General features: G+C 69.6%; 21 protein-coding genes. 6 read left to right on the forward strand and 15 right to left on the reverse strand.

Annotation, left to right across the window (positions count from 1 at the left end):
- Window positions 1-60 precede the first annotated feature (60 nt).
- From AC069K_RS33665 to AC069K_RS33680, 4 genes are all read right to left on the reverse strand, one after another.
- Window positions 61-2,223, reverse strand: coding sequence for a peptidoglycan binding domain-containing protein (locus AC069K_RS33665; protein WP_478622421.1), 2,163 nt, complete (start codon window positions 2,221-2,223; stop codon window positions 61-63).
- A 165-nt stretch (window positions 2,224-2,388) separates the two neighbouring features.
- Window positions 2,389-2,811, reverse strand: a complete 423-nt coding sequence (locus AC069K_RS33670) for a DUF6113 family protein (RefSeq protein WP_365104755.1) — start codon at window positions 2,809-2,811, stop codon at window positions 2,389-2,391.
- A complete protein-coding gene (mshB, locus tag AC069K_RS33675; RefSeq protein WP_478622423.1) occupies window positions 2,811-3,698 on the reverse strand; it encodes an N-acetyl-1-D-myo-inositol-2-amino-2-deoxy-alpha-D-glucopyranoside deacetylase in 888 nt (295 codons plus the stop codon). Before mshB ends, AC069K_RS33670 begins: the two co-directional genes overlap by 1 nt.
- Window positions 3,699-3,774: 76 nt before the next feature.
- On the reverse strand, window positions 3,775-3,969 hold the full coding sequence (locus AC069K_RS33680) for an SH2 domain-containing protein (RefSeq protein WP_101389912.1): 195 nt from the start codon (window positions 3,967-3,969) through the stop codon (window positions 3,775-3,777).
- A gap of 202 nt (window positions 3,970-4,171) precedes the next feature.
- Here AC069K_RS33680 and AC069K_RS33685 point away from each other — a divergent pair, with 202 nt between their 5' ends.
- A complete protein-coding gene (locus AC069K_RS33685; RefSeq protein WP_478622425.1) occupies window positions 4,172-6,301 on the forward strand; it encodes a prolyl oligopeptidase family serine peptidase in 2,130 nt (709 codons plus the stop codon).
- Between the two features lie 26 nt (window positions 6,302-6,327).
- Here AC069K_RS33685 and AC069K_RS33690 read toward each other — a convergent pair whose 3' ends face one another.
- Complete coding sequence (locus AC069K_RS33690) at window positions 6,328-7,407, reverse strand: hypothetical protein (protein ID WP_478622427.1); 1,080 nt, start codon at window positions 7,405-7,407, stop codon at window positions 6,328-6,330.
- A gap of 444 nt (window positions 7,408-7,851) precedes the next feature.
- Between AC069K_RS33690 and AC069K_RS33695 the strand changes: the two genes are divergently transcribed.
- The 5 genes from AC069K_RS33695 (at window position 7,852) to AC069K_RS33715 (ending at window position 14,047) form a co-directional block, all read left to right on the forward strand.
- Window positions 7,852-8,880 (forward strand): ABC transporter permease, encoded by a 1,029-nt coding sequence (locus tag AC069K_RS33695; RefSeq protein WP_365104743.1) that lies wholly within the window; start codon window positions 7,852-7,854, stop codon window positions 8,878-8,880.
- Window positions 8,881-8,909: 29 nt separating this feature from the next.
- Complete coding sequence (locus AC069K_RS33700) at window positions 8,910-10,691, forward strand: ABC transporter substrate-binding protein (RefSeq protein ID WP_365104740.1); 1,782 nt, start codon at window positions 8,910-8,912, stop codon at window positions 10,689-10,691.
- 64 nt (window positions 10,692-10,755) lie between these two features.
- Window positions 10,756-11,733: an ABC transporter permease gene (locus AC069K_RS33705; RefSeq protein ID WP_358836807.1), complete on the forward strand. Its 978-nt coding sequence runs from the start codon at window positions 10,756-10,758 to the stop codon at window positions 11,731-11,733.
- Window positions 11,734-11,798: 65 nt separating this feature from the next.
- The gene (locus AC069K_RS33710; protein ID WP_358836806.1) at window positions 11,799-12,866 is read left to right on the forward strand and encodes an ABC transporter ATP-binding protein; all 1,068 of its coding nucleotides are present in this window, start codon (window positions 11,799-11,801) and stop codon (window positions 12,864-12,866) included.
- Window positions 12,867-12,892: 26 nt separating this feature from the next.
- The gene (locus AC069K_RS33715) at window positions 12,893-14,047 is read left to right on the forward strand and encodes an ABC transporter ATP-binding protein (protein ID WP_365104736.1); all 1,155 of its coding nucleotides are present in this window, start codon (window positions 12,893-12,895) and stop codon (window positions 14,045-14,047) included.
- 111 nt (window positions 14,048-14,158) lie between these two features.
- Here the strand turns inward: AC069K_RS33715 and AC069K_RS33720 are convergent, their stop codons facing one another.
- The 10 genes from AC069K_RS33720 to AC069K_RS33765 form a co-directional block, all read right to left on the reverse strand.
- A complete protein-coding gene (locus AC069K_RS33720; RefSeq protein ID WP_365104733.1) occupies window positions 14,159-15,187 on the reverse strand; it encodes an ABC transporter ATP-binding protein in 1,029 nt (342 codons plus the stop codon).
- Window positions 15,180-16,154 carry an ABC transporter ATP-binding protein gene (locus AC069K_RS33725; protein WP_365104731.1) on the reverse strand — a complete coding sequence of 325 codons (975 nt, stop codon included), beginning with the start codon at window positions 16,152-16,154 and terminating at the stop codon, window positions 15,180-15,182. The genes AC069K_RS33720 and AC069K_RS33725 overlap by 8 nt, the downstream gene beginning before the upstream one ends.
- A gap of 13 nt (window positions 16,155-16,167) precedes the next feature.
- A complete protein-coding gene (locus AC069K_RS33730; protein WP_358835999.1) occupies window positions 16,168-17,187 on the reverse strand; it encodes an ABC transporter permease in 1,020 nt (339 codons plus the stop codon).
- On the reverse strand, window positions 17,180-18,103 hold the full coding sequence (locus AC069K_RS33735; protein WP_358836000.1) for an ABC transporter permease: 924 nt from the start codon (window positions 18,101-18,103) through the stop codon (window positions 17,180-17,182). The genes AC069K_RS33730 and AC069K_RS33735 overlap by 8 nt, the downstream gene beginning before the upstream one ends.
- Window positions 18,104-18,175: 72 nt before the next feature.
- Window positions 18,176-19,801: a peptide ABC transporter substrate-binding protein gene (locus AC069K_RS33740; RefSeq protein WP_365104727.1), complete on the reverse strand. Its 1,626-nt coding sequence runs from the start codon at window positions 19,799-19,801 to the stop codon at window positions 18,176-18,178.
- Window positions 19,802-19,999: 198 nt separating this feature from the next.
- On the reverse strand, window positions 20,000-21,148 hold the full coding sequence (locus tag AC069K_RS33745) for an ABC transporter ATP-binding protein (RefSeq protein WP_358836002.1): 1,149 nt from the start codon (window positions 21,146-21,148) through the stop codon (window positions 20,000-20,002).
- A complete protein-coding gene (locus AC069K_RS33750) occupies window positions 21,141-22,196 on the reverse strand; it encodes an ABC transporter ATP-binding protein (RefSeq protein ID WP_358836003.1) in 1,056 nt (351 codons plus the stop codon). The genes AC069K_RS33745 and AC069K_RS33750 overlap by 8 nt, the downstream gene beginning before the upstream one ends.
- A 14-nt stretch (window positions 22,197-22,210) precedes the next feature.
- The gene (locus tag AC069K_RS33755; RefSeq protein ID WP_365104723.1) at window positions 22,211-23,152 is read right to left on the reverse strand and encodes an ABC transporter permease; all 942 of its coding nucleotides are present in this window, start codon (window positions 23,150-23,152) and stop codon (window positions 22,211-22,213) included.
- On the reverse strand, window positions 23,145-24,071 hold the full coding sequence (locus AC069K_RS33760; RefSeq protein WP_358836005.1) for an ABC transporter permease: 927 nt from the start codon (window positions 24,069-24,071) through the stop codon (window positions 23,145-23,147). Before AC069K_RS33760 ends, AC069K_RS33755 begins: the two co-directional genes overlap by 8 nt.
- A 146-nt stretch (window positions 24,072-24,217) precedes the next feature.
- Window positions 24,218-25,837 (reverse strand): peptide ABC transporter substrate-binding protein, encoded by a 1,620-nt coding sequence (locus tag AC069K_RS33765; protein ID WP_365104720.1) that lies wholly within the window; start codon window positions 25,835-25,837, stop codon window positions 24,218-24,220.
- Window positions 25,838-26,332 lie beyond the last annotated feature (495 nt).

Below are 26,332 nucleotides of genomic sequence, written 5' to 3' on the forward strand. Positions count from 1 at the left end.
GACGGCATGACACGGCCCCCGGACGCCGGGGCGTACGGGGGCCGAGGGGCGGACCGCGGGTCAGCTCGGGTTCAGGTCGATCGTCACGATCCGCTGCGCGGGAGTCTTGCCGCGCAGCGCGCTCTGCATCGCCTTGGCCACGTCGTCCGAGGTCAGCTGGTGCTTCTGACCGTCACCCTTCATGATCATCACGCCGTTGAAGGCGCTGCCCATCAGCTGGTCGATGGCCTTCTTGTCGTAGACCTCGACGAGCTTCCCCTCGATCGGCTTCATGGAGAGGATCTTCGGGAGCGACTTCACCGGACCGAAGTCGATCTTCTTGCCGCCCGCCTTGATGGTGATCAGACCCGACATCGCGGGCTTGGCGAACTCGTTCATCGCCCGGTCGATCTCGGCCTGGGTGACGGTCGGGCGGCGTCCGGTGACCGGCAGCCGCACCTCGTTGGGCCTGCCCGTCTGGACCTGCGCCCGGTACGCGTCCTTGACCGCGATCATCGAGCGGGCGACGTCGAGGCTCTTGCCCGCCCTGCCCGGTACGGCCACGGCCTTGCCGGGGACGAACTTGATCGTGCCCTCGACCGCCGAGCCCGAGGCGCCCGCGAGGTCGGTGAGCGCGACGCCCAGCTTCTCCTCGTCGACCGGGATGACCGGTTCGGCGACCCGCTTGCCGCCGAAGAGCGAGGAGATGACGGAGACGGGGTTGTAGTCGCTGCCCGCCGCGTTGCGCACGGTCGTCTGGCTGTCCAGGGACAGGCCCGCCTTGTCCGGGGCGAGCGTCTCCTTCTTGCCGTCGACGGTGAGCCGCAGCGGCTGGGCCGCGCGCTTGCCGAGCGTGGCGTCGAGCTTGGCGACCGCCTGCTCCTTGCTGCCGCCGCCGATGTCGACACCGAGGACCGTGGTGCCCTTGGGGACCTCGGAGTGGTTGAGCAGCAGACCCGCGCCGTACGCGACGACCGCGGCGCCGACGGCCGCGACCGCGAGCAGGACCAGCTTGGAGCGGCCCTTCTTCTTCTTGGCGGGCGGCGTGCTCGTACGGGCCGGGGCGGGCGGCTCCTGGACCGGGCGCGGCCCGTCCGGCGCCGGCGTCCCCGGACCGAGGTCGGGACCAGCGCCCGCGCCGGGCGGGAACGAGGAACGGTTCTCCTCGGACACGACGGGGATCCCACTGGTCAGCGTGTCCCCGGAGACGTGGCCCGCCGCCGGGGGCGCGCCGACGCCCCGGGCACCCGGCACCGGGGCCGGGGTCTGCGGGGTCAGGATCGCGGTGTCGTCGGACAGCTGCGGCACCGGCGCGACCGGGCCGGGCCGCACGCCGGGCGGGCCCACGACCGGGGTGCCGTGGCTGGGCGTACCGCCGGGGCCGGGCGCGCCCGGGAACGGGGTGCCGTGGCTCGGCGTGCCCTGACCCGGCGTACCGGGGCCGGGGCCCTGGGCGCCCGGCGCGCCGCCGAGGCGCTGCTGGCCCTTGCGGGGGCCGACCGGGCGGGTGGGCAGCGCGGAGGTGCCGGTGACGGGGCCGGTGGTGGGTCCGGCGGGGCCGCCGTTCCCGCCGTTGCCGCCGAGGGAGGCGCGGCCGGAGCCGTTGGCCGAGGCCGGACCGGGGCGGAAGCCGCCGGTGGCGTCGGGGCCGCCGGAGGCGAAGCCGTGGTCCTCGGGGCCGCCGGATCCGCCGGGTCCGGCCGGGCCGGAGGCGAAGCCGCGGCCGTCGCTGCCGCCCGCGTTCGCGAACGGGTCGCCTTCGCCGTCGTGACCCTGGCGCGCGAAGGAGCCCGTGGCCGAGCCGTCGGCGGGCGCGGCCTGCGGGCCGTCCGAGAAGTACGGGAGGTCCGCGCGCGGGGTGCCGGCGGGCGGGGTCGCGCCGGAGCCCGCCTTGCGGGGCGCGAACCAGTCGCTGGTCTTCTCCTCGGCCGCGGCGGCGGGCGGCGCCTCCTCGGCCTCCTCGGCGGCGGCTCTCTCCCGCTCGCTCCGGGCGGCGGACGCCTTGTCGGCCTCGCTCACCGGCGTTCTCATCACGACCGGCGGGATGGGCCGGGACCCGGGGATGTTGATCCGGATACGCGTCGTCAGCGTGGTCTCGGTCTTCGGCTCGTCCGGCTGGGCGGCGGCTTCCGGGGCGTCGTGCGCCGGAGAGTGCGGCGTTCCGTACGGCGGGGTACCCGACGGGTACGCGGCTCCGCCGCGCCCCTGGGGGCCGGAGGTCGAACTGTCAGTTTCACGACTCAAGGCAGGTTCTCTCCCGATCGGCTCCGCCACCCGCTCTTGTCTCGTGTGCCTGTGCGCGGACGGCTCGGCGGCGCGCACCACCATACTGGCCGCCGTCGGTACGCACCGGTCGGCCCGGGCAAGCGGGGCGCCACGACCTGTACTGCGCCGCCGGAGCCGCGCACGTCACTGGCCCGTTCGGACCGAATCCCCGGGCGGCCGGACGAGGTTGCCGACCGTGGCACAGATCACAGCCGCGGCCATCCCGCCGAGCAGGAAGACGTACGAGCCGAGCCCCGCGCCGAAGACGAAGTCGCCCTCGGGTCGGGTGGCCGTCAGGAACAGCACCGCGACCAGCCAGCCGGCGCCCGCCGAACCGACCCCGGCGCGGCTGCCCGTCAGGGCGGTACCGGTCCAGAAGAGTCCGGCGGCGGCGGCCAGCGAGAGCAGCAACCCGCCGGGGAACCAGGCGGCTTGGAGGAGGGCCCCCGCGGCCCCGGTGAGCGCGCCGAGCACGAACAGGCCCAGGAAGGCGGCGATCCGCCCGGGGCGGGCGCCCGCCGTACGGGAGTTGACGGACGGAGGGGACGTACGGGACGTAGCGCTCATCACACGCCCAGCCCGGCGAAGAGGTCGTGCTCGCGCTCGCCGGCGGGGGCACCGGACTCGCCGTCCACCAACTCGTAGTACTCGACCGTGAAGAGCGGCTGGGCCAGGTCGTTGGAGAGCGCGAAGAACGGGCCGTCCACCGTGATCTGGGTCGCGTGCGCGCGCATCGCGGCGGCCTTGGCCTCCGCGTGGGCGGCGCCGTCGATCTCGGCGGTGATCCGCCCGTCCTCGACCACGCCCGGGACGTCGGACACGTCGGCGACGCCGGGGAAGGAGGTCCCGGACTCCCGCAGCCGCGCGAAGCCGGCCTCGGCCACCGAGCGCGGCACCCGGTTCCAGTAGGTCTTGGCGATGGTGTGCGGCTCGCCCAGGTCGGGGCGGTGGGCGGGGTCGGCGGCGAGCTCGGCGGCGCGCATCGCGACCCGGTGGGCCTGGATGTGGTCGGGGTGGCCGTAGCCGCCGTCCGGGTCGTAGGCCACCAGGACCTGGGGGCGGACCTCGCGGATCACCTCGACCAGGTGGGGGGCGGCGTCGTCGACGTCGGTGCTCCAGAAGGCGCCGGGGCGGTGGTTCTGCTCCAGGCCCGTCATCCCGGAATCGCGGAAGCGGCCGGGGCCGCCGAGGAAGCGGTGGTCGGTGACCCCCAGCTCCTTCATGGCGGCCGCGAGTTCCTGGACGCGGTGGGCGCCGAGGCGGTCCTCCCGGTCGGCGGTCAGGTGCGCGAGGTCGGCCGGGATGACCTCGCCCTCCTCGCCGAGGGTGCAGGTCACCAGCGTGACCAGCGCGCCTTCGGCGGCGTAGCGGGCCATGGTGGCGCCGTTGTTGATCGACTCGTCGTCGGGGTGGGCGTGCACCAGGAGCAGCCGCCGGGCGGGGAGATCCGTCATACGGGACAGCCTACGAGGCATGCCGCACGGCGGCATGCCTCGGATCCCCCGGCCGCGCCGGGCGGCGGCGATGCCCTCAGAACTTGATGTCGCTGATCATGCCTGCGACGTTGTTGCTGAGGTCGTTGATGGTGGGCGCCATGGACGAACTGGCGAGGTAGAACCCGAGCAAGGTGCAGACCACCGCGTGTCCGGCCTTCAGTCCGGACTTCCTGACCAGCAGGAAGACGATGATCGCCAGCAGCACCACCGCCGAAATCGAGAGTGCCACGGCGGTTCACCTCCATCTGTCGGTCGGGCAGAGCCAGTCGGTCGGGCGGAACAGCGTGCCAGGGGGCATGCAGATGTCATACCCACCCCCCACTATGGATCATAACTATCCGGCGGAACGCATTGATCGGTGCACGGGCGCACAAGGGGCGCACACCCCCCACGTACGAGCAGGTGCGAGCGGGTGCCGCTAGGTTCGCCCCATGACCTCAATTGCCCCCGGAACGACCTCGTTTCCCCGTCAGTACGCCAGGACCCAGCGCTTCACGCTCGGTGCGCCCCGCGCCTTCACGGTGGCCCCGGACGGCAGCCGGGTGGCCTTTCTGCGGGCTCCTGGGGGTACGGATCCGGCCAACAGCCTCTGGGTGCTCGACCTGGCGGATGGCGCGCGCGAACGGCTCGCGGCCGACCCCCGCGCGCTCCTGGGCGGAGCCTCGGAGGAGCTGTCGGACGAGGAGCGGGCGCGGCGCGAGCGCAGCCGCGAGGGCGCGGCGGGCATCGTGGGGTACGCGACGGACGCGGCCGTGGAGCTGGCCGCCTTCACGCTCTCGGGGCGCCTCTTCACGGCCGAGCTGCGCGCCGGGACCACCCGGGAACTCCCCGTTCCCGGACCGGTGATCGACCCGAGGCCCTCGCCCGACGGCCGGCTCGTCGCCTATGTGGCGCGGGGCGTCCTGCGGGTCACCGGGGCCGGCGGCGAGGGCGACCGGGCGCTCGCGGAGCCGGAGGCGCCCGAGGTCACCTATGGGCTGGCGGAGTTCATCGCGGCCGAGGAGATGGACCGCGCCCGGGGCTTCTGGTGGTCGCCGGAGTCGGACGCGCTCCTGGTGGCGCGGGCCGACGAGAGCCCGGTGCGGCGCTGGTGGATCTCCGACCCGGCCAACCCCGACCGTGAGCCGCAGCGGGTCGCCTATCCGGCCGCGGGCACGCCCAACGCCGAGGTGCGGCTGTTCCGGTACGGGCTCGACGGGACCCGGACCGAGATCGTCTGGGACCGGACGCGCTATCCGTACCTGGCCCGGGTGCACTGGTCGGCGGCGGGCGCACCGCTGCTCCTGGTGCAGGCCCGGGACCAGCGCGTCCAGCTGCACCTGGCCGTGGACACCGCCTCGGGGACGACCCGGACGGTCCACGCGGACGAGGACGCGGTGTGGCTGGATCTCTTCCCCGGCGTTCCGGCCTGGGCGCCGGACGGCCGGCTGGTGCGGATCGCGGACGAGGGCGGGGCGCGCGTCCTGGCGGTGGGCGACCGTCCGCTGACCGGGGAGCAGGTGCAGATCCGGGCCGTGCTCGACATCGGGGACGACGACATCCTGGTCTCGGCGTCGGCCGGGGAGGCGGCCCGTGCACCCGAAACCGGGGAGATCCATGTGTACCGGGTCAACGAGCTGGGTATCGAGCGGGTTTCGGAGGGCGCCGGGGTGCACTCGGCCATCCGGGGCGGACCGGTGACGGTACTCACTTCGGCCCGTCCGGACAGCCCGGGCACCACGGTCCGGGTCGAGCGGGACGGCAAGACGGTCGCGGTGGTCGACTCGTACGCCGAGACCCCGGTGCTCACGGCCCGGGTGCGGCTGACCGAGGGGGGCGCGCGGCGCATCCCGTGCGCCGTACTGCTCCCCACCGATTACTCGGAATCGGACGGTCCCCTTCCTGTGCTGATGGATCCGTACGGCGGGCCCCACGGCCCCCGCGTCCACGCCGCGCACAACGCCCATCTCACCTCGCAGTGGTTCGCGGACCAGGGCTTCGCGGTGGTCGTGGCCGACGGCCGCGGCGCCCCCGGCCGCTCACCCGGCTGGGAGAAGGCGATCCGGGACGACTTCACCCTCACCCTCGACGACCAGATCGAGGCGCTGCACGGCCTGGCGGGCGCCTTCCCGCTGGATCTGGGGCGGGTGGCGATGCGCGGCTGGTCCTACGGCGGCTACCTCTCGGCGCTGGCGGTGCTGCGCCGCCCCGACGTCTTCCACGCGGGCATCGCGGGCGCCCCGGTGACCGACTGGCGGCTCTACGACACCCACTACACCGAGCGCTATCTGGGCGACCCGCAGGGCAGCCCCTCGGTCTACGAGGCGAACTCGCTGGTCAGCGACGCCGGTCTGGTCCAGCCGGCCGAGCAGCACCGGCCGTTGATGATCATCCACGGTCTGGCGGACGACAACGTGGTGGCCGCCCACACCCTGCGGCTCTCCTCGGCCCTGCTCGCGGCGGGCCGCCCCCATGAGGTGCTGCCCCTGACGGGCGTGACCCATATGACCCCGCAGGAACAGGTGGCGGAGAACCTGCTGCTGCTCCAGGTGGACTTCCTGAAGCGCTCGCTGGGGATCTGACGCCCCGCTTCCCCGCCGCCCCGCGCTCACCAGCCCGGCGGCGGCGAGGAGGGCGGCGGGGGCGGCCCGAAGCCCGGCGGCGGCGGGCCGAAGCCGCCGCCGTGGGCGTCGTGCGGGGCCTGGGGCGAGTACGGCGAGTAGGGCGAGTACGGCGAGTACGGCGGATAACCCGGGGCCCACGGCGCCCCGGGCGTGCCCGCCGGGTCCTCGGGCCCGCGCCGGGCGAGCACCGGCACCAGCAGGAGCCCGGCCACCAGCTGGAAGAACCACGTCACGATCTGCAACTGGGGCGCGGTGTCCAGGTCCCCGAAGCGGTCGAGCAGCTCGAACCGCGCGGCCAGCGCCACCCCGGAGGCGCCCGCGGCGACGAGGACCGCGGCGGTGATCAGCCCCAGGGGACGGACGTACGGGGCCCGGGACGGGCCGCCGGCCGCGGCCGCCAGCGCGATCACCGCGAGGACGACGGCCACCCAGCCGCCGGGCAGCCACAGCAGCGGCAGACGCGCCCCGGCGAACCGCGCCCGGTACTCCTCGCCGGGCAGTTGCACGGCCCAGTAGATCTCCCAGGCGACCATCACCAGTCCGGCCGCGCCCAGCACCAGCAGCGCGGTGGTGGCCGCGCCCGGGCCCGGGCGGCCCCGCGGTCCCGGCGCGGGACCGGGGCGGCGTCCGGCGGCGGCCGTGATCACCAGGGCCAGCCCGGCGGCCAGCGCCGCGAAGGTGCTGAGCAGGGCCCGGCGGTGCAGATCGTGCAGGGCGGTCGAGTCCGTCCAGTCGTCGTGGTGGAGCACCCACAGCGAGGAGACCCGCAGCAGCGCGGTGACGGCCCCGACACAGCTCAGCACGGCGGCGGCCGAGGGCGCGCGCGGGACGACCGCGGCCGCCACCGCGTACACCAGCAGCAGGACGGGGTCGAGGATGCCGGTGGTCAGCGGGGTGCGGCTGCCGCCCCGGGACGTGCCGGACCAGAACCACCACAGGTCCGGCAGGCTCCTGGCGGCGTGGATGTCGCGGGCCAGCCAGGCGGCCGTGATCAGCGCGAGCAGGGCGCACAGGACGGCACCGGTCAGCCGGGCTCCGGCCGTGAGTGTCTGTGGCTGCGTCATGCCCCTTGGCCGTCCCCCCGGTTGGCGTGCGAGCACCTGCTGGGCGAATCCTCCACCCGCGGTGCGCGGATGGACAAGAGGGATGCGTGGCAAGGGCGTTGAGCGGGCGGCCTGCCGGGGCGGTCCGACCGCCCCGGCAGGCTTACGGCACCCGCACGGCCGTACGGTGTTCAGCGTGGCGCGTTCGTATATCGGTGTTGCTTCAGTCAAGTTGCCTGCTTGTTAACGAAATTGATGGGCATTTATGGAGCCATGTCGCCCGCTCCGCCGCCCTGTCAAGCACGCAGTCGCCTCGATGTGCGAAATCTTGTGCCAAGTTCTCCCGTGATCGCACACCAGCATGCGCCAACCTCTTGACGCACAAGGCCGGGCCCATGAATGTTCCGGTCAATCAATGACGCCTTCGGGCGCCGTTCGACTCTCTCGGTGCGGGGGCTATGCGCGATGACGAGTTCAACCCAGGCCGCCACTGAACCAACCGATCCCCTTCCTTCCGGAGGGGAACCGGGCACGGGCACGGGACTGACGGCGACCGAACTCATGGGACGCTCTCCCGGCCGCCTCGCATGGGCGCGGTTCAAACGCGACCGGGTGGGTATCGCCTGTGCCGTCACGGTGCTCGCGTTCATTCTCATCGCCTTCGCGGCACCCTTGATCGCGAAGCTGTACGGAAAGGATCCCTATCAGCTCTACGGGCAGGACCGCGGGCTGCTGAACAGCTACGGCATTCCGCTCAAGCCCAACGGCGGGATCGACGCGGACTTCTGGTTCGGCGTCGAGCCGAACCTGGGCCGCGACGTGTTCACGCTGCTGATCTACGGGATCCGGACCTCGCTGTTCATCTCGCTGGCCGTCACCGTGGTCTCGGTGGCCACCGGCGTGCTGATCGGCCTGGTCCAGGGCTATCTGCACGGCAAGGTCGACTACTTCCTGGGCCGGTTCTCGGACCTGATGCTGTCGTTCCCGCAGCAGTTGTTCTTCATCGCCTTCACCCCGGTGATCGTGGCGCTCTTCGTCTCCCCGCGCGACGAGGAGCCCACCTATGTGCGGATCGTGGCGCTGATCCTGGTGCAGTTCCTGCTCGGGTGGATGGTGGTGGGCCGGCTGGTGCGCGCCCAGGTGCTCTCGCTGCGCGAGCGCGAGTTCATCGAGGCGGCCCGGCTCAGCGGCGCGTCGAACTGGCGGATCATTCGAAAAGAGATCTTGCCGAACATCTGGTCGACGGTCCTCGTCCAGTCCACACTCCTCCTTCCGGCCAATGTCACGGCGGAGGCGGGACTTTCCTTTCTGGGTGTCGGCATTCAGCCGCCGACCCCCGACTGGGGACTGCTTTTCCAGTCGGGCGCCTCGTACTTCGAGTCCGACGTCACCTTCATGTTCTTCCCCGGCATCGCGATGCTGATCTTCGTCGTCGCCTTCAATCTGCTCGGGGATTCGGTCCGGGACGCACTCGACCCCAAGACCGTCCGCTGAACCGTCCACATCCTGACAGGCAGGAATCAATGAGAATTCGCAAGGCGCGCTACGCCTCCGCGTTTCTGGCGGTGGGTGCTCTGACGCTGTCCGCTGCGTGCAGCAGCGGCGGGGCCGACGACGGGAAGAAACCCGCGGGCGACGAGAAGAAGGCGTCGGTGCAGAACTTCGGCCTGGGCACCAAGGCCGACTCCACCGGTCCCGCGGCGCCCGTCGCGGGCGCCAAACCGGGGGGCACGGCCTACGACCTGGACCAGGCGGGCTTCGACTACCTCGACCCCGGCCAGCAGTACGTGAGCGACATGCTCTCGCTCCAGCTGCTCTACAACCGCACGCTGACCGGCTACAAGATCGACGCCAAGACCGGCAAAACGATTCTGGTGGGCGACCTCGCCACCGACACCGGCACCTCGTCGGACGGCGCCAAGACCTGGACGTACACCCTCAAGGACAACCTGAAGTTCGAGGACGGTACGCCCATCACGTCCAAGGACGTCAAGTACGGCATCGAGCGGCTCTTCGCGGACTACCAGACGCAGGGCCCGCAGTACGTCCAGAAGTGGATGCTGGGCACCGACTACCGCAAGGCCTACAAGGGCCCGTACGAGGGCAAGGAGCTGCCCGACACGGCCCTGGCGACTCCGGACGACAAGACCGTCGTCTTCCACTTCAAGGAGCCGCACGCGGACGCCCCGTACGCGATGTCCATGCCGAACGTCTCGCCGGTGCCCAAGGCCAAGGACGACAAGCAGAAGTACAACAACCACCCGGTCGCCTCGGGGCCGTACCGGATCGCGGACTACAAGCCCGGCAAGTCCCTCTCCTTCGTGCGCAACACCAACTGGGACCCCAAGAGCGACCCGATCCGCAACGCCTACCCCGACAAGTGGGAGTTCCAGCTCGGGATAGCCGAGCCGGGTCTGACCAACCGGATGGCCGCCCAGTCCGGGCCCGACAAGTACGCCGTGAACATGTCCGGCTCCGCCGACCCGTCGAAGATGCAGACGCTGACGACGGACGCGCAGTACAAGTCGCGGATCGTCAACGAGTACCAGCCGTACGTCGAGGTCATCAACATCAACACCAAGCGGATCACCAACCCCAAGGTCCGCCAGGCGATCATGTACGCCTTCCCGATGCAGCAGATCCAGCAGGCCTTCGGCGGCGGCGCGCAGGGTGAGCTCGGCACCACGCTGATCAGCCCGACGGTGGCCGGCTGGAAGAAGTTCGACCCGTTCGGCAAGCTCGACAAGCCCATGGGCGACCCGGAGAAGGCCAAGGAGCTCCTGAAGGAGGCCGGGGTCACCACCCCGGTCAAGCTCTCCTACGCCTACGCCAACACCCCGCGCTGGCAGAACGTCTCCCTCACCCTCGCCAAGGCGCTGGAGAAGGCCGGCTTCCAGGTGGAGCGCAAGGCCATCGACCCGACCTCGTACTACACGGTGGTCGGCAAGGTGAACACGCCGTACGACATCTACCGCACCGGCTGGGGCGCCGACTGGCCGAGCGCCTCCACCGTGGTGCCGCCGACCATGGACGGGCGCAACCTCCAGGACGGCACCAACAACTACGCGTTCCTGAACGACCCGAAGGTGAACTCCGAGATCGACCGGATCATGGCGCTCACCGACATCACCCAGCAGAACGACGAGTGGCGCAAGCTCTCCGAGTACGTGCTCCGGACCGACACGTCGCAGATCCCGTTCATCTACGACAAGTACTTCAACCTGCACGGCGACGGCCTCGGCGGCGTCACCTACAACCAGGTCTACGGCACCATCAACCCGAGCACCATCTTCGTGAAGCAGTAGCAGTGGCGGCCCGGTCCCCGGCCCGCCTCACGGGCCGGGGACCGCATACAGACGGAAGAGTCCGATGCTCCGTTTCCTCGTGCGACGACTGCTCGGCGCCGCGGTCATCCTGCTGCTGATCAGCGCCATCACGTACTTCCTGTTCTTCTTCCTGCCCTCCGACCCGGCGCTGCTGTCCTGCGGCAAGAACTGCGACCCGCAGAACGTCGCCCTGATCCGCAAGAACCTCGGGCTCGACCGGCCGATCTGGGTCCAGTACTGGCACTTCATGACCGGCATCTTCGCCGGGCGCGACATGCCCGTCGGCCACTGCCCCGCGCCCTGCTTCGGCTACTCCTTCGCCGACCAGCAACTGGTGTGGAGCACCATCTCCGACCGCTATCCCACGACGCTCTCGCTGGGCGTCGGCGGCGCGGCGATCTTCCTGACCGTCGGCGTCGGCCTCGGCCTGGTCTCCGCCTGGCAGCAGGGCCGGCTCTTCGACCGGATCGCCAGCGCGGCCTCCCTGCTCGGCCAGTCCGTGCAGATCTACTTCATCGGCCCCATCGCCATCCTGCTGCTCTCCACCAAGATGCACCTGCTCGACCGCGGCCACGACCCGCACTGGACCAGCGACCCGGCCGACTCGGTGTCGGGGCTGCTGCTGCCCTGTCTGATCCTCTCGGTGATCTTCTGGTCCAACTACAGCCGGCAGACGCGCTCGCTGATGGTCGAGCAGATGTCGGAGGACCATATCCGCGCGGCCCGCGCCAAGGGCATGAGCTCCCGCTACGTCTTCCTGCGGTACGCGCTGCGCGGCGCGATGGCCACCGTCGTCACCATCTTCGGCGTCGACCTCAGCGCGGTGCTCGGTGGCGCGATCATCACCGAGGTCACCTTCGGCCTCCACGGCCTCGGCTCGCTCTCGGTGCAGGCCGTGCTCCGCAGCGACCTGCCGCTGGAGATGGCGGTGATGCTCATCGGCGCCACGATCATCGTCCTCTGCAACATCGTCGTCGACATGGCCTACGCCTTCATCGACCCGCGGATCCGGCTCTCCTGAGAGCACGTCGTCCCTCACGGTCCCGGAACCCCGGGACCCAGGCACCTGCGGAGGAGAAACCGTCCGTGAGCACCCTCAGCAAGCCCGGGGCGAGGCCGTCCGCCGACGCGTCCCGCGGCTTCCTCTCGGTCCGTGACCTGTACGTCCACTTCGCCACCGAGGACGGTGTCGTCAAGGCCGTCGACGGGCTCTCCTTCGACCTGGAGCGCGGCTCGACCCTGGGCATCGTCGGCGAGTCCGGTTCGGGCAAGTCGGTCACCAACCTCGCCGTCCTCGGACTGCACAACCCGCGCAACACCACGATCCGGGGCGAGATCCTGCTCGACGGGCAGGAGCTGACCGGGGCCTCGGAGCGCCGGCTCTCGCAGCTGCGCGGCAAGAAGATGGCGATGATCTTCCAGGACTCCCTCGCCGCGCTCTCGCCGTACTACACCGTGGGCCGCCAGATCGCCGAGCCGTACATGAAGCACATGGGCGCCTCCCGCAAGGAGGCCAGGGAGCGGGCCGTGCAGATGCTCGGCAAGGTCGGCATCCCGCAGCCGAGGCTGCGGGTCGACGACTATCCGCACCAGTTCTCCGGCGGGATGCGCCAGCGCGCGATGATCGCGATGGCGCTGGTCTGCGATCCCGAGCTGATCATCGCGGACGAGCCGACCACCGCGCTCGACGTCACCGTCCAGGCGCAGATCCTCGACCTGCTCAAGGACCTCCAGCAGGAGACCGGGTCGGCGATCGTCATCATCACGCACGACCTGGGCGTGGTGGCGAAGACCGCGGACCGGGTGATGGTGATGTACGCGGGGCGCTGTGTGGAGCGCGGCACGGTACGGGAGATCATGCGCACCCCGCGCCACCCCTACACCTGGGGGCTGCTCGGCTCGATCCCCCGGCTCGACTCCCCGGTCGACCTGCCGCTGGTGCCGATCCCCGGCACCCCGCCGAGCCTGCTCGCGCCGCCGCCGGGGTGCCCCTTCCATCCGCGGTGCGCCTTTCCCGACCGGGTGCCGGGCGGGGCGTGCGGCTCGGTGCGTCCGGTGATCGAGGAGGGCGAGCCGCACGGGTCGGCCTGCCATCTGACGCCCGACCAGAAAACCACCCTCTTCGCCGAGCAGATCCGGCCGCGGCTGCGCTGACCCCGAGCAGGAGTCGAGAACACATCATGAGCGAACAGCTGAGCCTCACCAAGGTGCCGGGGCCCCGCGACGAGGGCGGCGAGCAGGGCGGCGGCCAGGGCCCGGAGCCGTCCGCGCCGCTGCTGGAAGTGGCCGGGCTCGTCAAGTACTTCCCGATCACCAGCGGTCTCGTCCTCAGGCGCCATGTCGGGGACGTACGGGCGGTGGACGGTGTCGACTTCACCATCGGGCAGGGCGAGAGCCTGGGCCTGGTCGGCGAGTCGGGGTGCGGCAAGTCGACCACCGGGCGGCTGATCACCCGCCTCCTCGAACCGACCCGGGGCACCATCACGTACGACGGGCGCGACATCAGCCACGCCTCGCGCAAGGAGCTGGCGCCGATCCGGTCCGAGATCCAGATGATCTTCCAGGACCCGTTCGCCTCGCTCAACCCGCGCCAGACCGTGGGCGACATCATCTCCAACCCGATGGCCGTCAACGGCGTCAGTCCGCCGGGCGGCCGGGAGAAGCGGGTGCGCGAGCTCCTGGAGATCGTCGGGCTCAACCCCGAGCACTACAACCGCTTCCCGCACGAGTTCTCCGGCGGGCAGCGCCAGCGCATCGGGGTGGCGCGGGCGCTGGGGCTCAAACCGCGGCTGATCGTCGCGGACGAGCCGGTCTCCGCGCTCGACGTGTCGATCCAGGCGCAGGTGGTCAACCTGCTCCAGAACCTCCAGCGGGAGATGGGGATCGCGTTCCTGTTCGTCGCCCACGACCTGGCGATCGTGCGGCACTTCTCGCAGCGGGTGGCGGTGATGTACCTGGGCCGGATCGTGGAGATCGGCGACCGGGACTCCATCTACCACCGGCCCCGCCACCCCTATACGCACGCGCTGCTGTCCGCCGTGCCGGAGGCGGTGGTGGACGACGAGGGCGAGGGGCGCGAGCGGATCCGGCTCGCCGGTGACGTGCCGTCGCCGATCGACCCGCCGTCGGGGTGCCGGTTCCGTACGCGGTGCTGGAAGGCGGCGGAGCGGTGCGCCACCGAGACGCCGCCGCTGGTGCGTCTCGAGGGGAACCGGGAGGGGCATCTGACCGCGTGCCACTTCCCCGAGGAACCGACGGTCGCGGCGCGGGGGGCGGACGTGGTGCTCGATCCCGCGCTCGCCGCGATCGAGGAGGCGGCGGATACGGCCCCTTGACCCGAGCGGCCATGCCTCCCCGTCGGAACCGGGCCCGCGTCCGTACACCCCGCCGCACCCGGACGCGGGCCCCTCACCACCCCTCGCTTCACCGCGGCCCGGTGCAGAGATCTACTCCGGTGGCACCACCTGCTTCTCCTCCGCGAAGTGGCACGCCGACGGATGGTGTGCCGGACCCGCCGCGAGGCGGAACACCGCCGGGACCGCCAGTTCCGGCACCTCCAGCGCGCACCGCTCCCGCGCCTTCCAGCACCGCGTTCGGAACCGGCACCCGGAGGGGATGTTCGCCGGGGACGGCACGTCCCCGGTGAGGATGATCCGCTCGCGGTGCTCCCGCGCGGACGGATCCGGCACCGGCACCGCCGACAGCAGCGCCTGCGTGTACGGATGCGTCGGATGGTCGTAGATCTCCTCGTCCCGCCCGATCTCCACGATCCGGCCGAGGTACATCACCCCGACCCGGTCGGAGATGTGCCGCACGATCGACAGGTCGTGCGCGATGAACACGTACGACAGCGAGAACTCGTCCTGCAGGCGCTCCAGCAGATTGACCACCTGTGCCTGCACCGACACGTCGAGCGCGGAGACCGGCTCGTCCGCCACGATGACCTCGGGCCGCAGGGCGAGCCCCCGCGCGATCCCGATGCGCTGGCGCTGGCCGCCGCTGAACTGGTGCGGGTACCGGTTGATGTACTCGGGGTTGAGCCCCACCACGTCGAGCAGGTCCTGCACCTTGCGGCGCCGGTCGCCCTTGGGCGCCACCTCGGGGTGGATCTCGTACGGCTCCCCGATGATGTCCCCGACCGTCATCCGGGGGTTCAGGGACGTGTACGGGTCCTGGAACACCATCTGGATGTTGCGGCGGACCGCCCGCAGCGCCTTGCCGGACATCTTCGTGATGTCCGTGCCCTTGTACTTGATCTGCCCCGCCGTCGGCCGCTCCAGGTTCACCAGCATCCTGGCGACCGTCGACTTGCCGCACCCCGACTCCCCGACGATGCCCAGCGTCTCGCCGGCCGCGAGGTCGAAGGAGACCCCGTCGACCGCCCGCACCGCGCCGATCTGCTTCTTGAAGAGGATGCCCCGGGTCAGCGGGTAGTGCTTGACCAGGTCGCGCACTTCCAGAATCGCCTCAGTCATCCAGGCACTCCTTCCAGAAGTGGCACGCGCTCCTGCGGGTCTCGGAGACGACCGCCAGCGGGGGGACGTCGGTACGGCACACGTCCCGCGCCATCGGGCAGCGCGGATGGAAGGCGCAGCCGGGCGGGATGTGCATCAGGTTCGGCGGCAGGCCCCGGATCGCGTACAGCTCGCGCCCCTTCTGGTCCAGGCGCGGGATCGACCGGAGCAGGCCCTTGGTGTACGGGTGCGCCGGTGCCTTGTAGATCTCGTGGACCGGGGCCTCCTCGACGATCCGGCCCGCGTACATCACCGCGATGCGGTCCGCGACGTCCGCGACCACCCCGAGGTCGTGGGTGATGAGGATCAGCCCCATGTTCATCTCGCGCTGGAGCTCCGCGAGCAGGTCCATGACCTGGGCCTGGACGGTCACGTCGAGCGCGGTGGTCGGCTCGTCCGCGATGATCAGCGCGGGCTCCAGCGCCATCGCCATGGCGATCATGATGCGCTGGCGCATACCGCCGGAGAACTGGTGCGGGTACTGGTTGACCCGCTCCTTGGCGGCCGGGATGCGCACCCGGTCCATCAGCTCGACGGCCCTGGCCCTGGCGTCCGTCCGGGACATCCCCCGGTGCACGGTGAACATCTCGGCGAGCTGCGCCCCCACGCTCAGCACCGGATTGAGCGAGGACAGCGCGTCCTGGAAGATCATCGCCATCCCGGACCCGCGGATCCCGCGCCGCTGGTCCTCCTTGAGGGTGAGCAGGTCCCGGCCCTGGAAGACGATCTCGCCGCCGGTGATCCGGCCCGGCGGCATGTCCAGGATGCCCATCACCGCCTGCGCGGTCACCGACTTGCCCGAGCCGGACTCGCCGAGCACGGCCAGCGTCTCGCCGGCCGCGACCGAGTACGTCACCCCGTTGACGGCCCTGGCGACGCCGTCCCGCGTCCTGAACTCGACCTGGAGGTCGCGCACTTCGAGCAGCATGGTGTCCAACTCCTCAGCGCAGCTTGGGGTCGAGGGCGTCGCGCACCGCGTCGCCGAGCATGATGAACGCCAGCACCGTGATCGCCAGCGCCCCGGCCGGCCACAGCAGCATGTGCGGGGCGTTGCGGATGTACTGGGAGGCGGCCGAGATGTCGATGCCCCAGGAGACGGACGGCGGCTTCAGCCCGACGCCGAGGTAGGAGAGCGTGGCCTCCAGGGAGATGTACGTACCGAGCGCGATGGTCGCCACGACGATCACCGGGGCCACCGCGTTGGGCGCGATGTGCCGCAGCAGCATCCGGGAGTTGGAGGCGCCGAGCGCGCGGGCCGCCTGGACGTAGTCGTTCTGTTTGGCGGTGATCACCGAGCCGCGCGCGATACGGGCGATCTGCGGCCAGCCCAGCAGGATCATGAAGCCGATCACCGGCCAGACGGTCGTCGAGGTGACCACGGAGAGGAAGACCAGACCGCCGAGCACCACGGGGATGCCGAAGAAGATGTCGGTGATCCGGGAGAGCAGCGCGTCCCAGCCGCCGCCGAAGAACCCGGCCAGCCCGCCCAGGACCGAGCCGAAGAGGGCGACCCCGAGGGTGGTGCAGACGCCGACGGTGACCGAGGTGCGGGCGCCGTAGACGGTCCGGGTGTAGACGTCGCAGCCCTGGCCGTCGTAGCCGAAGGGGTGGCCGGGCCGGGAGCCCAGCTGGGCCTTGGAGAGGTCGCAGGTGAGGGGGTTGCCGGAGGCGATCAGGGACGGCCACAGCGAGATGACGGCCAGGAAGAGGATGATCAGGCCGGAGATGAGGAAGACGGGATTGCGCCGCAGGTCCCGCCAGGCGTCGCCCCACAGGCTGCGGGGCCTGCCCGTCGGGCCGGTGCCCTCCGGACCGCCGGAGGCCCGCTTCTCCAGGGTCGCGCCCTCGCTGATCGCGAGGTCCATCGCGCCGCTGGTGCCGGTGGGGGCGATGGCTCCCTCGTCGACACCGCCCGCACCGGTCGCGGCGACCGAACGTTCGTCGAAGTCGGGCTCAGGCATAGCGGATCCTCGGGTCGAGTACGGCGTAGAGGAGGTCGACGACGAGATTCGCCACCAGGAACACCAGCACCAGCACGGTCACGAAGCCGACGACGGTCTGGGTGCTCTGGCGCAGGATGCCCTGGTAGAGCTGGTAGCCGACGCCGTGGATGTTGAAGATCCGCTCGGTCACGATCGCCCCGCCCATCAGGGCGCCCACGTCCGTACCGATGAAGGTGACCACCGGGATCAGCGAGTTGCGCAGCAGGTGCCGGGTGATCACCCGGCGCCGGGGCAGGCCCTTGGCGACGGCGGTACGGACGTAGTCGGCGCGCGAGTTCTCCGCGATCGAGGTCCGGGTGAGCCGGGTGACGTACGCGAGCGAGACCGAGGCGAGGACCAGGCCCGGCAGCAGCAGCTCGTCGAAGGGGGCCTCCGGGGAGACCGAGGGCTTGATCCACCCCCACTCGACGCCGAGCAGCAGCTGGAGCACCAGACCGGTGACGAAGGTGGGGATCGCGATGACCACCAGGGTCAGGATCAGTACCGCGGTGTCGACCGGCCTGCCGCGCCGCAGACCGGTGATGACGCCGAGGGTGATGCCGATGACGATCTCGAAGAGGATCGCGATGATCGTGAGCCGGATGGTGACGGGGAAGGCGGTCGACATCAGCTCGGTGACCTTCTGACCGTTGAACGCGGTCCCGAAGTCACCGGTGAACACGTTCCCCATGTACGTCGTGTATTGCTGCCAGACCGGCTTGTCGAGGCCGAACTCCCGCTTGAGCCGGGTCGCGGTCGACGGGTCGCACGCCTTGTCGCCGCAGAGCCCCGCGATGGGGTCGCCCATCACGTTGACCATGAGGAAGATCAGCAGTGTGGCGCCGAAGAAGACCGGGATCATCTGCAGCAGACGCCGGATCACATACCGTCCCATGAACCGCTCCGAGAGTCGGGGAAGGGGCCGGGCCCGGCGCGGGGCGCGCGCCGGGCCGTACCGCCGCCGGCGTCAGCTGACCTTGATCTCGTTGTAGACGGGGACGCTGAAGGGGTTCAGGGCGACGTGGGAGATGCGGGAGGAGTAGCCGGCGCTGCCGTTCTGGTACCAGAGCGGGATGGCGCCCATCTCGTCGCGGAGCACGCCCTCGGCCTTCTGGAAGAGGTCGATCGCCTTGGCCTTGTCCGTCTCGGCGTTGGCCTCGTTCACCAGCTTGTCGAACTCGGCGTTGGTCCACTTGCCGTCGTTGGAGGAGGCGTTGGTGTAGTACAGCGGCTGGAGGAAGTTCTGGATCAGCGGGTAGTCCATCTGCCAGCCGGCCCGGAACGGCCCCGACATCTTGCTCTGGGTGATCTGGTTGCGGAAGTCGGCGAAGGTGCCGACGGGGTTGCCCACGCACGCCCGGTCGTTGCCGAGTGCGTTGTTGACGCTGTTGCAGATGGCGTCGATCCACTCCTTGTGCGAGCCGGTGTCCGCGTTGTACGAGATCTTCACCTGGCCGCCGGGGATCCCGCCGCCCTCCTCGATGAGCTTCTTGGCGGCGGCCGGGTCGTACGTGCAGGCGTCGCCGCACAGGCCCGCCTTGTAGCCGCCGTCCGCGCCGAGCACCGGTGAGGTCCAGTCGGTGGCCGGGGTGCGGGTCTTCTGGAAGATCGTGTCGGTGATCTGGGCGCGGTTGATCGCCATGGACAGGCCCTTGCGGACCTTGGCCGCGCCCGGGGTGTTCCAGGCGTCGTCGTAGTACGGGAAGGCGAGCGTCTGGATGATGCCGGCCGGGGTGTTGATGTACCGGTCCCCGAGGTCCGCCTTGACGTTCTTGAGCTGGGAGGCGGGCACGTCGTCGACGAGGTCGAGGTTGCCGGCGGTCAGGTCGGTGTAGGCGGTGTTGTTGTCGGTGTAGACCTTGAGGTCGACACCGCCGTTCTGCGCCTTGTCCGTCCCCGGGTAGCCGTCCCACTTGCGCATCTCCAGCTTCGAGCCCTTGGTGTAGGAGTTCACCGTGTACGGGCCGTTGCCGACCGGCTTGGACAGCCACGCGGCGTGGTTGTCGAAGAAGGCCCTGGGCAGCGGGGCGAAGGCGGCGTAGCCGAGGGTGTCGGGCCAGGTGGAGAACTTCTGGTTGAGCTTGACGGTGAAGGTGCGTTCACCGGTGACCTTCAGCCCGGACAGGCTCTCGGCGCTGGGCTCGCCCTTGTCGGGGTGGGTCTTGTCGTAGCCCTCGATGTATCCGAAGAAGTACGCGTTCTTCTGGTTGTTCTTCAGGTTGGCGCCGTAGTTCCAGGCGTCCACGAAGGACTTCGCGGTGACCTTCTCGCCGTTGGAGAACGTCCAGCCGTCCTTGACGGTGACGTTGAAGGTGGTCGAGTCGCTGGTCTCGATCTTCTCGGCGAGCATGTCCTTGGCCTCGCCGGTCTTCGGGTCGTACCGCTTGAGCCCCCGGAAGAGCATGTCGAGGACCTTGCCGCCCTGCACCTCGTTGGTGTTGGCGGGCTCCAGCGGGTTCTGCGGATCGCCCCAGGACGAGCTCACGATGCCGGAGGCACCGCCGCCACCGCTGTCCCCGCCCCCGCAGCCCGTCGCCGCGAGAGCGACGACCGCCGCACAGGCGGCCCACTTGGCGTGCGTGGCTCCGCGCATGGAGTCCTCCTAGAGTCCCAAGTCCGACTTAGGCCCAAATATCACCCCAGAAGAGGACGAGACGCATGTCTGCCGCACCCGAATGGGCGGAGGAATCAACGGGTGGGGGAACGACGGGGGCGGGGGGCCCACGCCGAAGGGGCGCCCGGGACCGTGTGGTTCCGGGCGCCCCTTCCGTGTGGCGCGGGGGTGGTGCGGTCAGGCCGCGCCCACCACGTCCTTCTCCTCGGCGAAGTGGCACGCCGACTCGTGCGCGGCCGGGGTGTCCTGACCCAGGAAGCGCTCGGGCACGGCGAGCAGCGGCACCTCGGTGGCGCAGCGCTCCTCGGCCTTCCAGCAGCGGGTGCGGAAGCGGCAGCCCGACGGCGGGTTGGCCGGCGACGGCACGTCACCGGTGAGGATGATCCGCTCGCGGTGCTCACGGGCGTCCGGGTCCGGCACCGGCACCGCGGAGAGCAGCGCCTGGGTGTACGGGTGCGTCGGGTGCTCGTAGATCTCCTCGTCGGAGCCGATCTCGGCGAGCTTGCCGAGGTACATGACACCGACGCGGTCCGAGATGTGCCGGACGATCGACAGGTCGTGCGCGATGAAGAGGTAGGAGAGGTTGAACTCGTCCTGCAGCTTCGCCATCAGGTTGATGACCTGCGCCTGGACCGACACGTCGAGCGCGGAGACCGGCTCGTCGCAGATGATGATCTCGGGGTTGAGCGCGAGGCCGCGGGCGATGCCGATGCGCTGGCGCTGACCGCCCGAGAACTGGTGCGGGTAGCGGTTGATGTACTCGGGGTTGAGGCCCACGACGTCCAGGAGCTCCTGGACCCGGCGGCGCCGGTCGCCCTTGGGAGCCACCTCGGGGTGGATCTCGAAGGGCTCCCCGATGATGTCGCCGACCGTCATCCGCGGGTTCAGGGACGTGTACGGGTCCTGGAACACCATCTGGATGTTGCGGCGGACCGCCTTCAGCGCGCGCCCGGACAGCTTGGTGATGTCCTGGCCCTTGTAGAAGACCTCGCCGGCGGTCGCCCGCTCCAGCGTCATCAGCAGCTTGGCGACGGTGGACTTGCCACAGCCGGACTCGCCGACGATGCCGAGCGTCTCGCCCTGGTAGAGGTCGAAGGAGACCCCGTCCACGGCCTTGACCGCGCCGATCTGCTTCTTGAAGAGGATGCCCTGGGTCAGCGGGAAGTGCTTGACCAGGTTGCGCACCTGCAGGATCGGCTCGCCGCGGTCGACCTTGGCGTCGAGGAGCGCCTCGACCTCGGTCGTCGTCGAGGCGTCCTTCTTCACGACGTCGGTGACGCTGGGAGTCGCGTCCACGGCCTCGTCCTTCTTGGCCGGCTCAGCCATGGATCGTCTCCTTCCAGAAGTGGCAGGCGCTGCCGCGGCCGGTCAGGACCGTGCCGTCGGCCTCGGTGACCTGGTGCAGCGGCGGGGCGTCCGTACGGCAGATGTCCTGGGCCTTGGGGCAGCGCGGGTTGAAGGCGCAGCCCGAGGGGACCTTGAGCAGGTTGGGCGGCAGGCCCTTGATCGCGTAGAGCTCCTGGCCCTTCTGGTCCAGGCGCGGGATCGAGTCGAGCAGACCCCGGGTGTACGGGTGCGCCGGGCGCTTGTAGAGCTCGTGCACCGGTGCGGTCTCCACGATCCGGCCCGCGTACATCACGGCGATCTTGTCCGCGACGTCGGCGACCACGCCGAGGTCGTGGGTGATCAGGATCAGACCCATGTGGTACTCGCGCTGGAGCTCCGCGAGCAGGTCCATGACCTGCGCCTGGACCGTCACGTCGAGCGCGGTGGTCGGCTCGTCCGCGATGATCAGGTCGGGCTCCAGGGCGAGCGCCATCGCGATCATGATGCGCTGGCGCATACCGCCGGAGAACTGGTGGGGGTAGTCGTTGACCCGCGCCTTGGCGGCGGGGATCTTGACCTTGTCCATCAGCTCGATGGCCTTGGCCTTGGCCACCTTGCGGGAGGCGCCCTGGTGGACCCGGAACATCTCGCCGAGCTGGTAGCCGACGGTGAGCACCGGGTTGAGGGAGGAGAGCGCGTCCTGGAAGATCATCGCGATCTTCTGGCCGCGGATCTTCCGCCGCTCCTCGCCGGACATCTTCAGCATGTCCTTGCCGCGGAACAGGATCTCGCCCTGCGGGATGCGGCCCGGGGGCATGTCCAGGATGCCCATGATCGCCTGCGCGGTCACGGACTTGCCGGAGCCGGACTCGCCGAGGACGGCGAGGGTCTCGCCGGCCGCGACGGTGTAGTTGACACCGTTGACGGCCTTGGCGATGCCGTCCCGGGTGTGGAACTCGACGTGCAGGTCGCGCACTTCGAGGAGCGGCGCGGAGTCGCCCTCGGAACGCGGGGCGGGTACACCCGCCGTTTTCTCAATGATGGTCATGGAGTACGCCCTCCCTAGCGCATCTTCGGGTCGAAGGCGTCGCGGACCACGTCGCCGAGCATGATGAACGCCAGCACGGTGATGCTGAGCACGGCGGCGGGGAAGAGCAGGGCGTGCGGGGAGGTCAGGAACCGGTCCTGCACGTCACTGATCATCAGACCCCAGGAGATGTTGGGGTGCTGGATGCCGATGCCGAGGTAGGAGAGCGCCGACTCCGCCGAGATGTAGACACCGAGGTTCATCGTCGTGACGACGATGACCGGCGCGAGCGTGTTCGGCAGGATGTGCCGGAACGCGATCCGCTTGGTGTCCGCGCCCAGCGCCTTCGCCGCCATCACGTAGTCGTTGTGCTTGTTGGCGATGACCTCGCCGCGCATGATCCGGTACACCTGCGGCCAGCCGAGCACCGCGAGGATGAACGACACCGACCAGGGGTCGCCGCCGCCGATGATCGACATGATCAGCAGCGCGCCGACGATGAGCGGCAGCGCGAAGAAGACCTCGGTGACCCGCGAGAGGATCGCGTCGATCCAGCCGCCGCGCAGACCCGCGATCATGCCGAGCAGCGCGCCGAAGAACGTCGTCATCAGCGTGGTGGCCACACCGACGATGATCGAGTTCCGGGTGCCGAAGACCGTACGCGTGTAGATGTCGCAGCCCTGGAGGTCATAGCCGAAGAGGTGACCGGAGCTGGGCGGCTCCATCGAGTTCTGCAGCTGGCAGAAGCCGTCGCTGAAGGGGCTGCGCGAGGTGAAGAGCCCGGGGGCGATCGCCAGCGCCAGCAGGATCACGATGACGAAGCCGGAGATGAGGAACATGGGCCGCTTGCGCAGGTCCATCCAGCCGTCGCGCAGCAGGCTCGCCTGGCGGGCCGCCGCCTTCTCCTCGGCCTCGGCCGCCTTGTCGCTCACCGTCGCGTCGGCCGGGGCGGCCTTCTCCATGGTCTTCTCACTCATAGCGAATCCTCGGGTCGAGCACGGCGTAGAGAAGGTCTACGACGAGATTGGCCACCAGGTAGATCAGGACGAGCAGGGTGACGATGCCGACCACCACGGGACGCTCGCGCAGATAGACGGACTGGGCCAGCTGTCCGCCGATACCGGGCAGGTTGAAGACCCGCTCCGTGATGATCGCGCCGCCCATCAGCGCACCCAGGTCCATGCCCAGGAAGGTGACGACCGGGATGAGCGAGTTGCGCAGCGTGTGGATGCCGATCACCCGGCGCCGGGGCAGGCCCTTGGCGATCGCGGTGCGCACGTAGTCCGCGCGGATCGACTCCATCATGCTCGCGCGGGTGAGTCGCGCGATGTACGCCATGGAGGTCGAGGCCAGCACGAAGGCGGGCAGGACGTAGCTGGTGGGCCAGCCGTCGTCGACACCGGCGACCGGCGTGATCTTCCACTTGACGCCGAACTCCAGCTGGAGCACGTTGCCGAGGACGAACACCGGGATCGAGATCAGCAGCAGCGTGCTGATGAGGACCAGGTTGTCGAGGAACTTGCCCTTCTTCAGCGCCGCGAAGATACCCGCGACGATACCGATGACCGCCTCGATGCCGAACGCCGTGAGCGCCAGCTTGAGGGTGATCGGGAAGCGCTCGCTGACGATCTCCGAGATCGAGCGTCCGGTGTACGTCGTACCGAGGTCACCGGTGAAGACACCACTGATGTAGTGCCAGTACTGCACGATCTTCGGGTCGTTCAGGTGGTACTGCTCGCGCAGCATGGCCGCGATGTTGGGGTCGGCGCGCTTCTCGCCCGCCAGGGCCTGGATCGGGTCGCCCTTGAGTGCGAAGACCAGGTAGAAGATGAGGAACGTAACGCCTATCAGTACAGGGATCGCCTGCAGGATACGGCGCACGACGAATCGGCCCATCGGTTCTCCAGAGGGGTGCTGACTCGCCCGGTGCCGGTGAGGGGTGGCAGTGCGGACGGCTGGACGGCAGACAGGGTGGGCAGGGAGAGACCTCCAATGGACTCCCCCTGCCCACCCTCAGCCCGTTGGTTCACGGGCTGGATCGCTCAGCTGAGCTTGACGGTGTCCCAGAGGACGTCGCCACCGGCGATCTTCATGCTCTTGATCTTCGAGCTGTAGCCAGCGTTGAGCTTGTAGAAGTACACGGGGATGTACGGCATCTCGTCGAGCAGGATGTCGTCGGCCGCCTGGTACCCCTTGACAGCCTCCTCCGGGGTCTTGCCCTGGTCGCCCTGGACGAGAAGCTTCTCGAAGTTCTCGTTCGTGTAGCCCGCGTAGTTCGAGCCGTTCTCGATGGCGTCCTTGGAGAAGATCGGCCGCAGGTAGTTCTCCGCGTTCGGGTAGTCCATGTTCCAGCCCATACGGAACCCGCCGCTGTACTTCTTGGCGTCCAGGTCGTTCAGGATGGTCTGGAACTGCTCGAACGGCTTCGCGGTGACCTTGATGCCGAGGTTCTGCTGGATCTGGTTGGCGACCGCCTCGATCCAGCCCTTGTGGTCGCCGTCGGCGTTGTAGCCGATCTCCAGCGTGTTGTTCGGCAGGCCGCCGCTCGTCTTGTAGAGCTCCTTGGCCTTCGCCGCGTCCAGCTTGCACGCGTCACCACAGGCGCCCTGGCGGTAGCCGGTGATGATCGGGCTGATGAAGTCGTCGGCCGGCATGCGGGAGCCGAGGAAGATCTTGTCGGCGATCGCCTTCCGGTCGATCGCCATCGAGATCGCCTTGCGGAGGTCCTTGTTCTTGAAGGCCTCGTTGTACTTCAGCGGGAAGCCGATGTAGCCGACGCCGGAGTCCGACTCGTCGATCGCGCGGTCGCCGAGGTCCTTCTTGTACGTGGCCAGGCCGGACGTCGGGATCGAGTCGTCGATGTCCAGGTTGCCCGCGACCAGGTCCTTGTAGGACGTGTCGGAGTTCGAGTAGATCTTGAAGTTGATCCCCTTGACCTCGTACTTCGAGGCCTCCGGGTACTTGTCGTACTTGACGACGGAGATCTTGTCGTTGTGCTGGAACTTGCCCGACATCTTGTACGGGCCGTTGCCGATCGGCGCCTCGCCGAAGGCCTTCGGGTTGTCGAAGAACACCTTCGGGAGCGGCATGAACGCCGAGAAGGAGAGCTGCGAGGTGAAGGCGGAGAACGGCGTCTCCAGGGTCACCTGGAGGGTGTTGTCGTCGACGGCCTTGAGGCCCGACATCTCCTTGGTGGCGACCTTCTTGCCCTTGCCGGGGTTCAGGTCCTTGAAGCCGGCGATGTGCGAGAAGAGCGGGTTGGTCTGCTGCGCGTTGTCCTGGTTGGCGCCGTAGTTCCAGGCGTCGACGAAGGACTTCGCCGTGACGGCCTCACCGTTGTGGAAGGTGTAGCCGGGCTTCAGCTTGATCGTCCAGACCTTGGAGTCCTTGGTCTCGATCGACTGCGCCAGGTCGTTGACGACCTCGTTCTTCTCGTTCAGCTTGGTGAGACCGGTGAAGACGGCCTTGACGACCTCGCCACCCTCGGTCTCGTAGGTGTTCGAGGGCACGAGCAGGTTCTGCGGCTCGCCGATCTCCATGGAGATGACGCCGTCCGAACCCCCCTTGCCCTTGCTGTCACCGTCGCCGCCACCACAGGCGGTCGCAGCCAGGGCAACGATCGCCGCACCCGCGACCCACTTGGCGCTCTTGGCACCACGCATGGGTTCCTCCTCATGAGTCCACTTGTCACAACAAGAGGGGCATAAAAAGATCGCCGACACCCCTGACGGCGATCGATCAAACGCCCCGAGTGTGCTCGTGAGTCGGCACTCCCCACAGTGCGTGACCCATTGACCCGAGCTCAGTGGAGCCAACTATTAAGTACGGCCGGGCTGTAAACCACACTTAATGGGTCTCGTTTTGACAACATCAGGTCAGGCCAACAGTCCGAAATCCGGACAAACGGAGCACAGACAGACACGCCCGAAACGGACCGTTAACACATCTTCCGGAGAGCGACGCTCGATATCCGAACAACATGTAGAGGAAAACGACTTGACCGCGTAAGGCGCGGAGGGCAAGGTGCGCGGCTGCCGGGGACCCCACCGTACGACAGCGGGCCGGGGGGGGGGGGGGGGGGGGGGGGGGGGGGGGGGGGGGGGGGGGGGGGGGGGGGGGGGGGTGGGGGGGGGGGGGGGGGGGGGGGGGGGGTGAGG

This window comes from Streptomyces sp. NPDC043908 (assembly GCF_056435525.1).

Excerpts from the sequence above, each read along its gene's own strand:
- AC069K_RS33670 (WP_365104755.1), bottom strand. The coding sequence starts at position 2,811 with ATGAGCGCTACGTCCCGTACGTCCCCTCCGTCCGTCAACTCCCGTACG.
- mshB (WP_478622423.1), bottom strand. The coding sequence starts at position 3,698 with ATGACGGATCTCCCCGCCCGGCGGCTGCTCCTGGTGCACGCCCACCCC.
- AC069K_RS33685 (WP_478622425.1), top strand. The coding sequence starts at position 4,172 with ATGACCTCAATTGCCCCCGGAACGACCTCGTTTCCCCGTCAGTACGCC.
- AC069K_RS33690 (WP_478622427.1), bottom strand. The coding sequence starts at position 7,407 with ATGACGCAGCCACAGACACTCACGGCCGGAGCCCGGCTGACCGGTGCC.
- AC069K_RS33695 (WP_365104743.1), top strand. The coding sequence starts at position 7,852 with ATGACGAGTTCAACCCAGGCCGCCACTGAACCAACCGATCCCCTTCCT.
- AC069K_RS33700 (WP_365104740.1), top strand. The coding sequence starts at position 8,910 with ATGAGAATTCGCAAGGCGCGCTACGCCTCCGCGTTTCTGGCGGTGGGT.
- AC069K_RS33705 (WP_358836807.1), top strand. The coding sequence starts at position 10,756 with ATGCTCCGTTTCCTCGTGCGACGACTGCTCGGCGCCGCGGTCATCCTG.
- AC069K_RS33715 (WP_365104736.1), top strand. The coding sequence starts at position 12,893 with ATGAGCGAACAGCTGAGCCTCACCAAGGTGCCGGGGCCCCGCGACGAG.
- AC069K_RS33720 (WP_365104733.1), bottom strand. The coding sequence starts at position 15,187 with ATGACTGAGGCGATTCTGGAAGTGCGCGACCTGGTCAAGCACTACCCG.
- AC069K_RS33725 (WP_365104731.1), bottom strand. The coding sequence starts at position 16,154 with ATGCTGCTCGAAGTGCGCGACCTCCAGGTCGAGTTCAGGACGCGGGAC.
- AC069K_RS33730 (WP_358835999.1), bottom strand. The coding sequence starts at position 17,187 with ATGCCTGAGCCCGACTTCGACGAACGTTCGGTCGCCGCGACCGGTGCG.
- AC069K_RS33735 (WP_358836000.1), bottom strand. The coding sequence starts at position 18,103 with ATGGGACGGTATGTGATCCGGCGTCTGCTGCAGATGATCCCGGTCTTC.
- AC069K_RS33740 (WP_365104727.1), bottom strand. The coding sequence starts at position 19,801 with ATGCGCGGAGCCACGCACGCCAAGTGGGCCGCCTGTGCGGCGGTCGTC.
- AC069K_RS33745 (WP_358836002.1), bottom strand. The coding sequence starts at position 21,148 with ATGGCTGAGCCGGCCAAGAAGGACGAGGCCGTGGACGCGACTCCCAGC.
- AC069K_RS33750 (WP_358836003.1), bottom strand. The coding sequence starts at position 22,196 with ATGACCATCATTGAGAAAACGGCGGGTGTACCCGCCCCGCGTTCCGAG.
- AC069K_RS33755 (WP_365104723.1), bottom strand. The coding sequence starts at position 23,152 with ATGAGTGAGAAGACCATGGAGAAGGCCGCCCCGGCCGACGCGACGGTG.
- AC069K_RS33760 (WP_358836005.1), bottom strand. The coding sequence starts at position 24,071 with ATGGGCCGATTCGTCGTGCGCCGTATCCTGCAGGCGATCCCTGTACTG.
- AC069K_RS33765 (WP_365104720.1), bottom strand. The coding sequence starts at position 25,837 with ATGCGTGGTGCCAAGAGCGCCAAGTGGGTCGCGGGTGCGGCGATCGTT.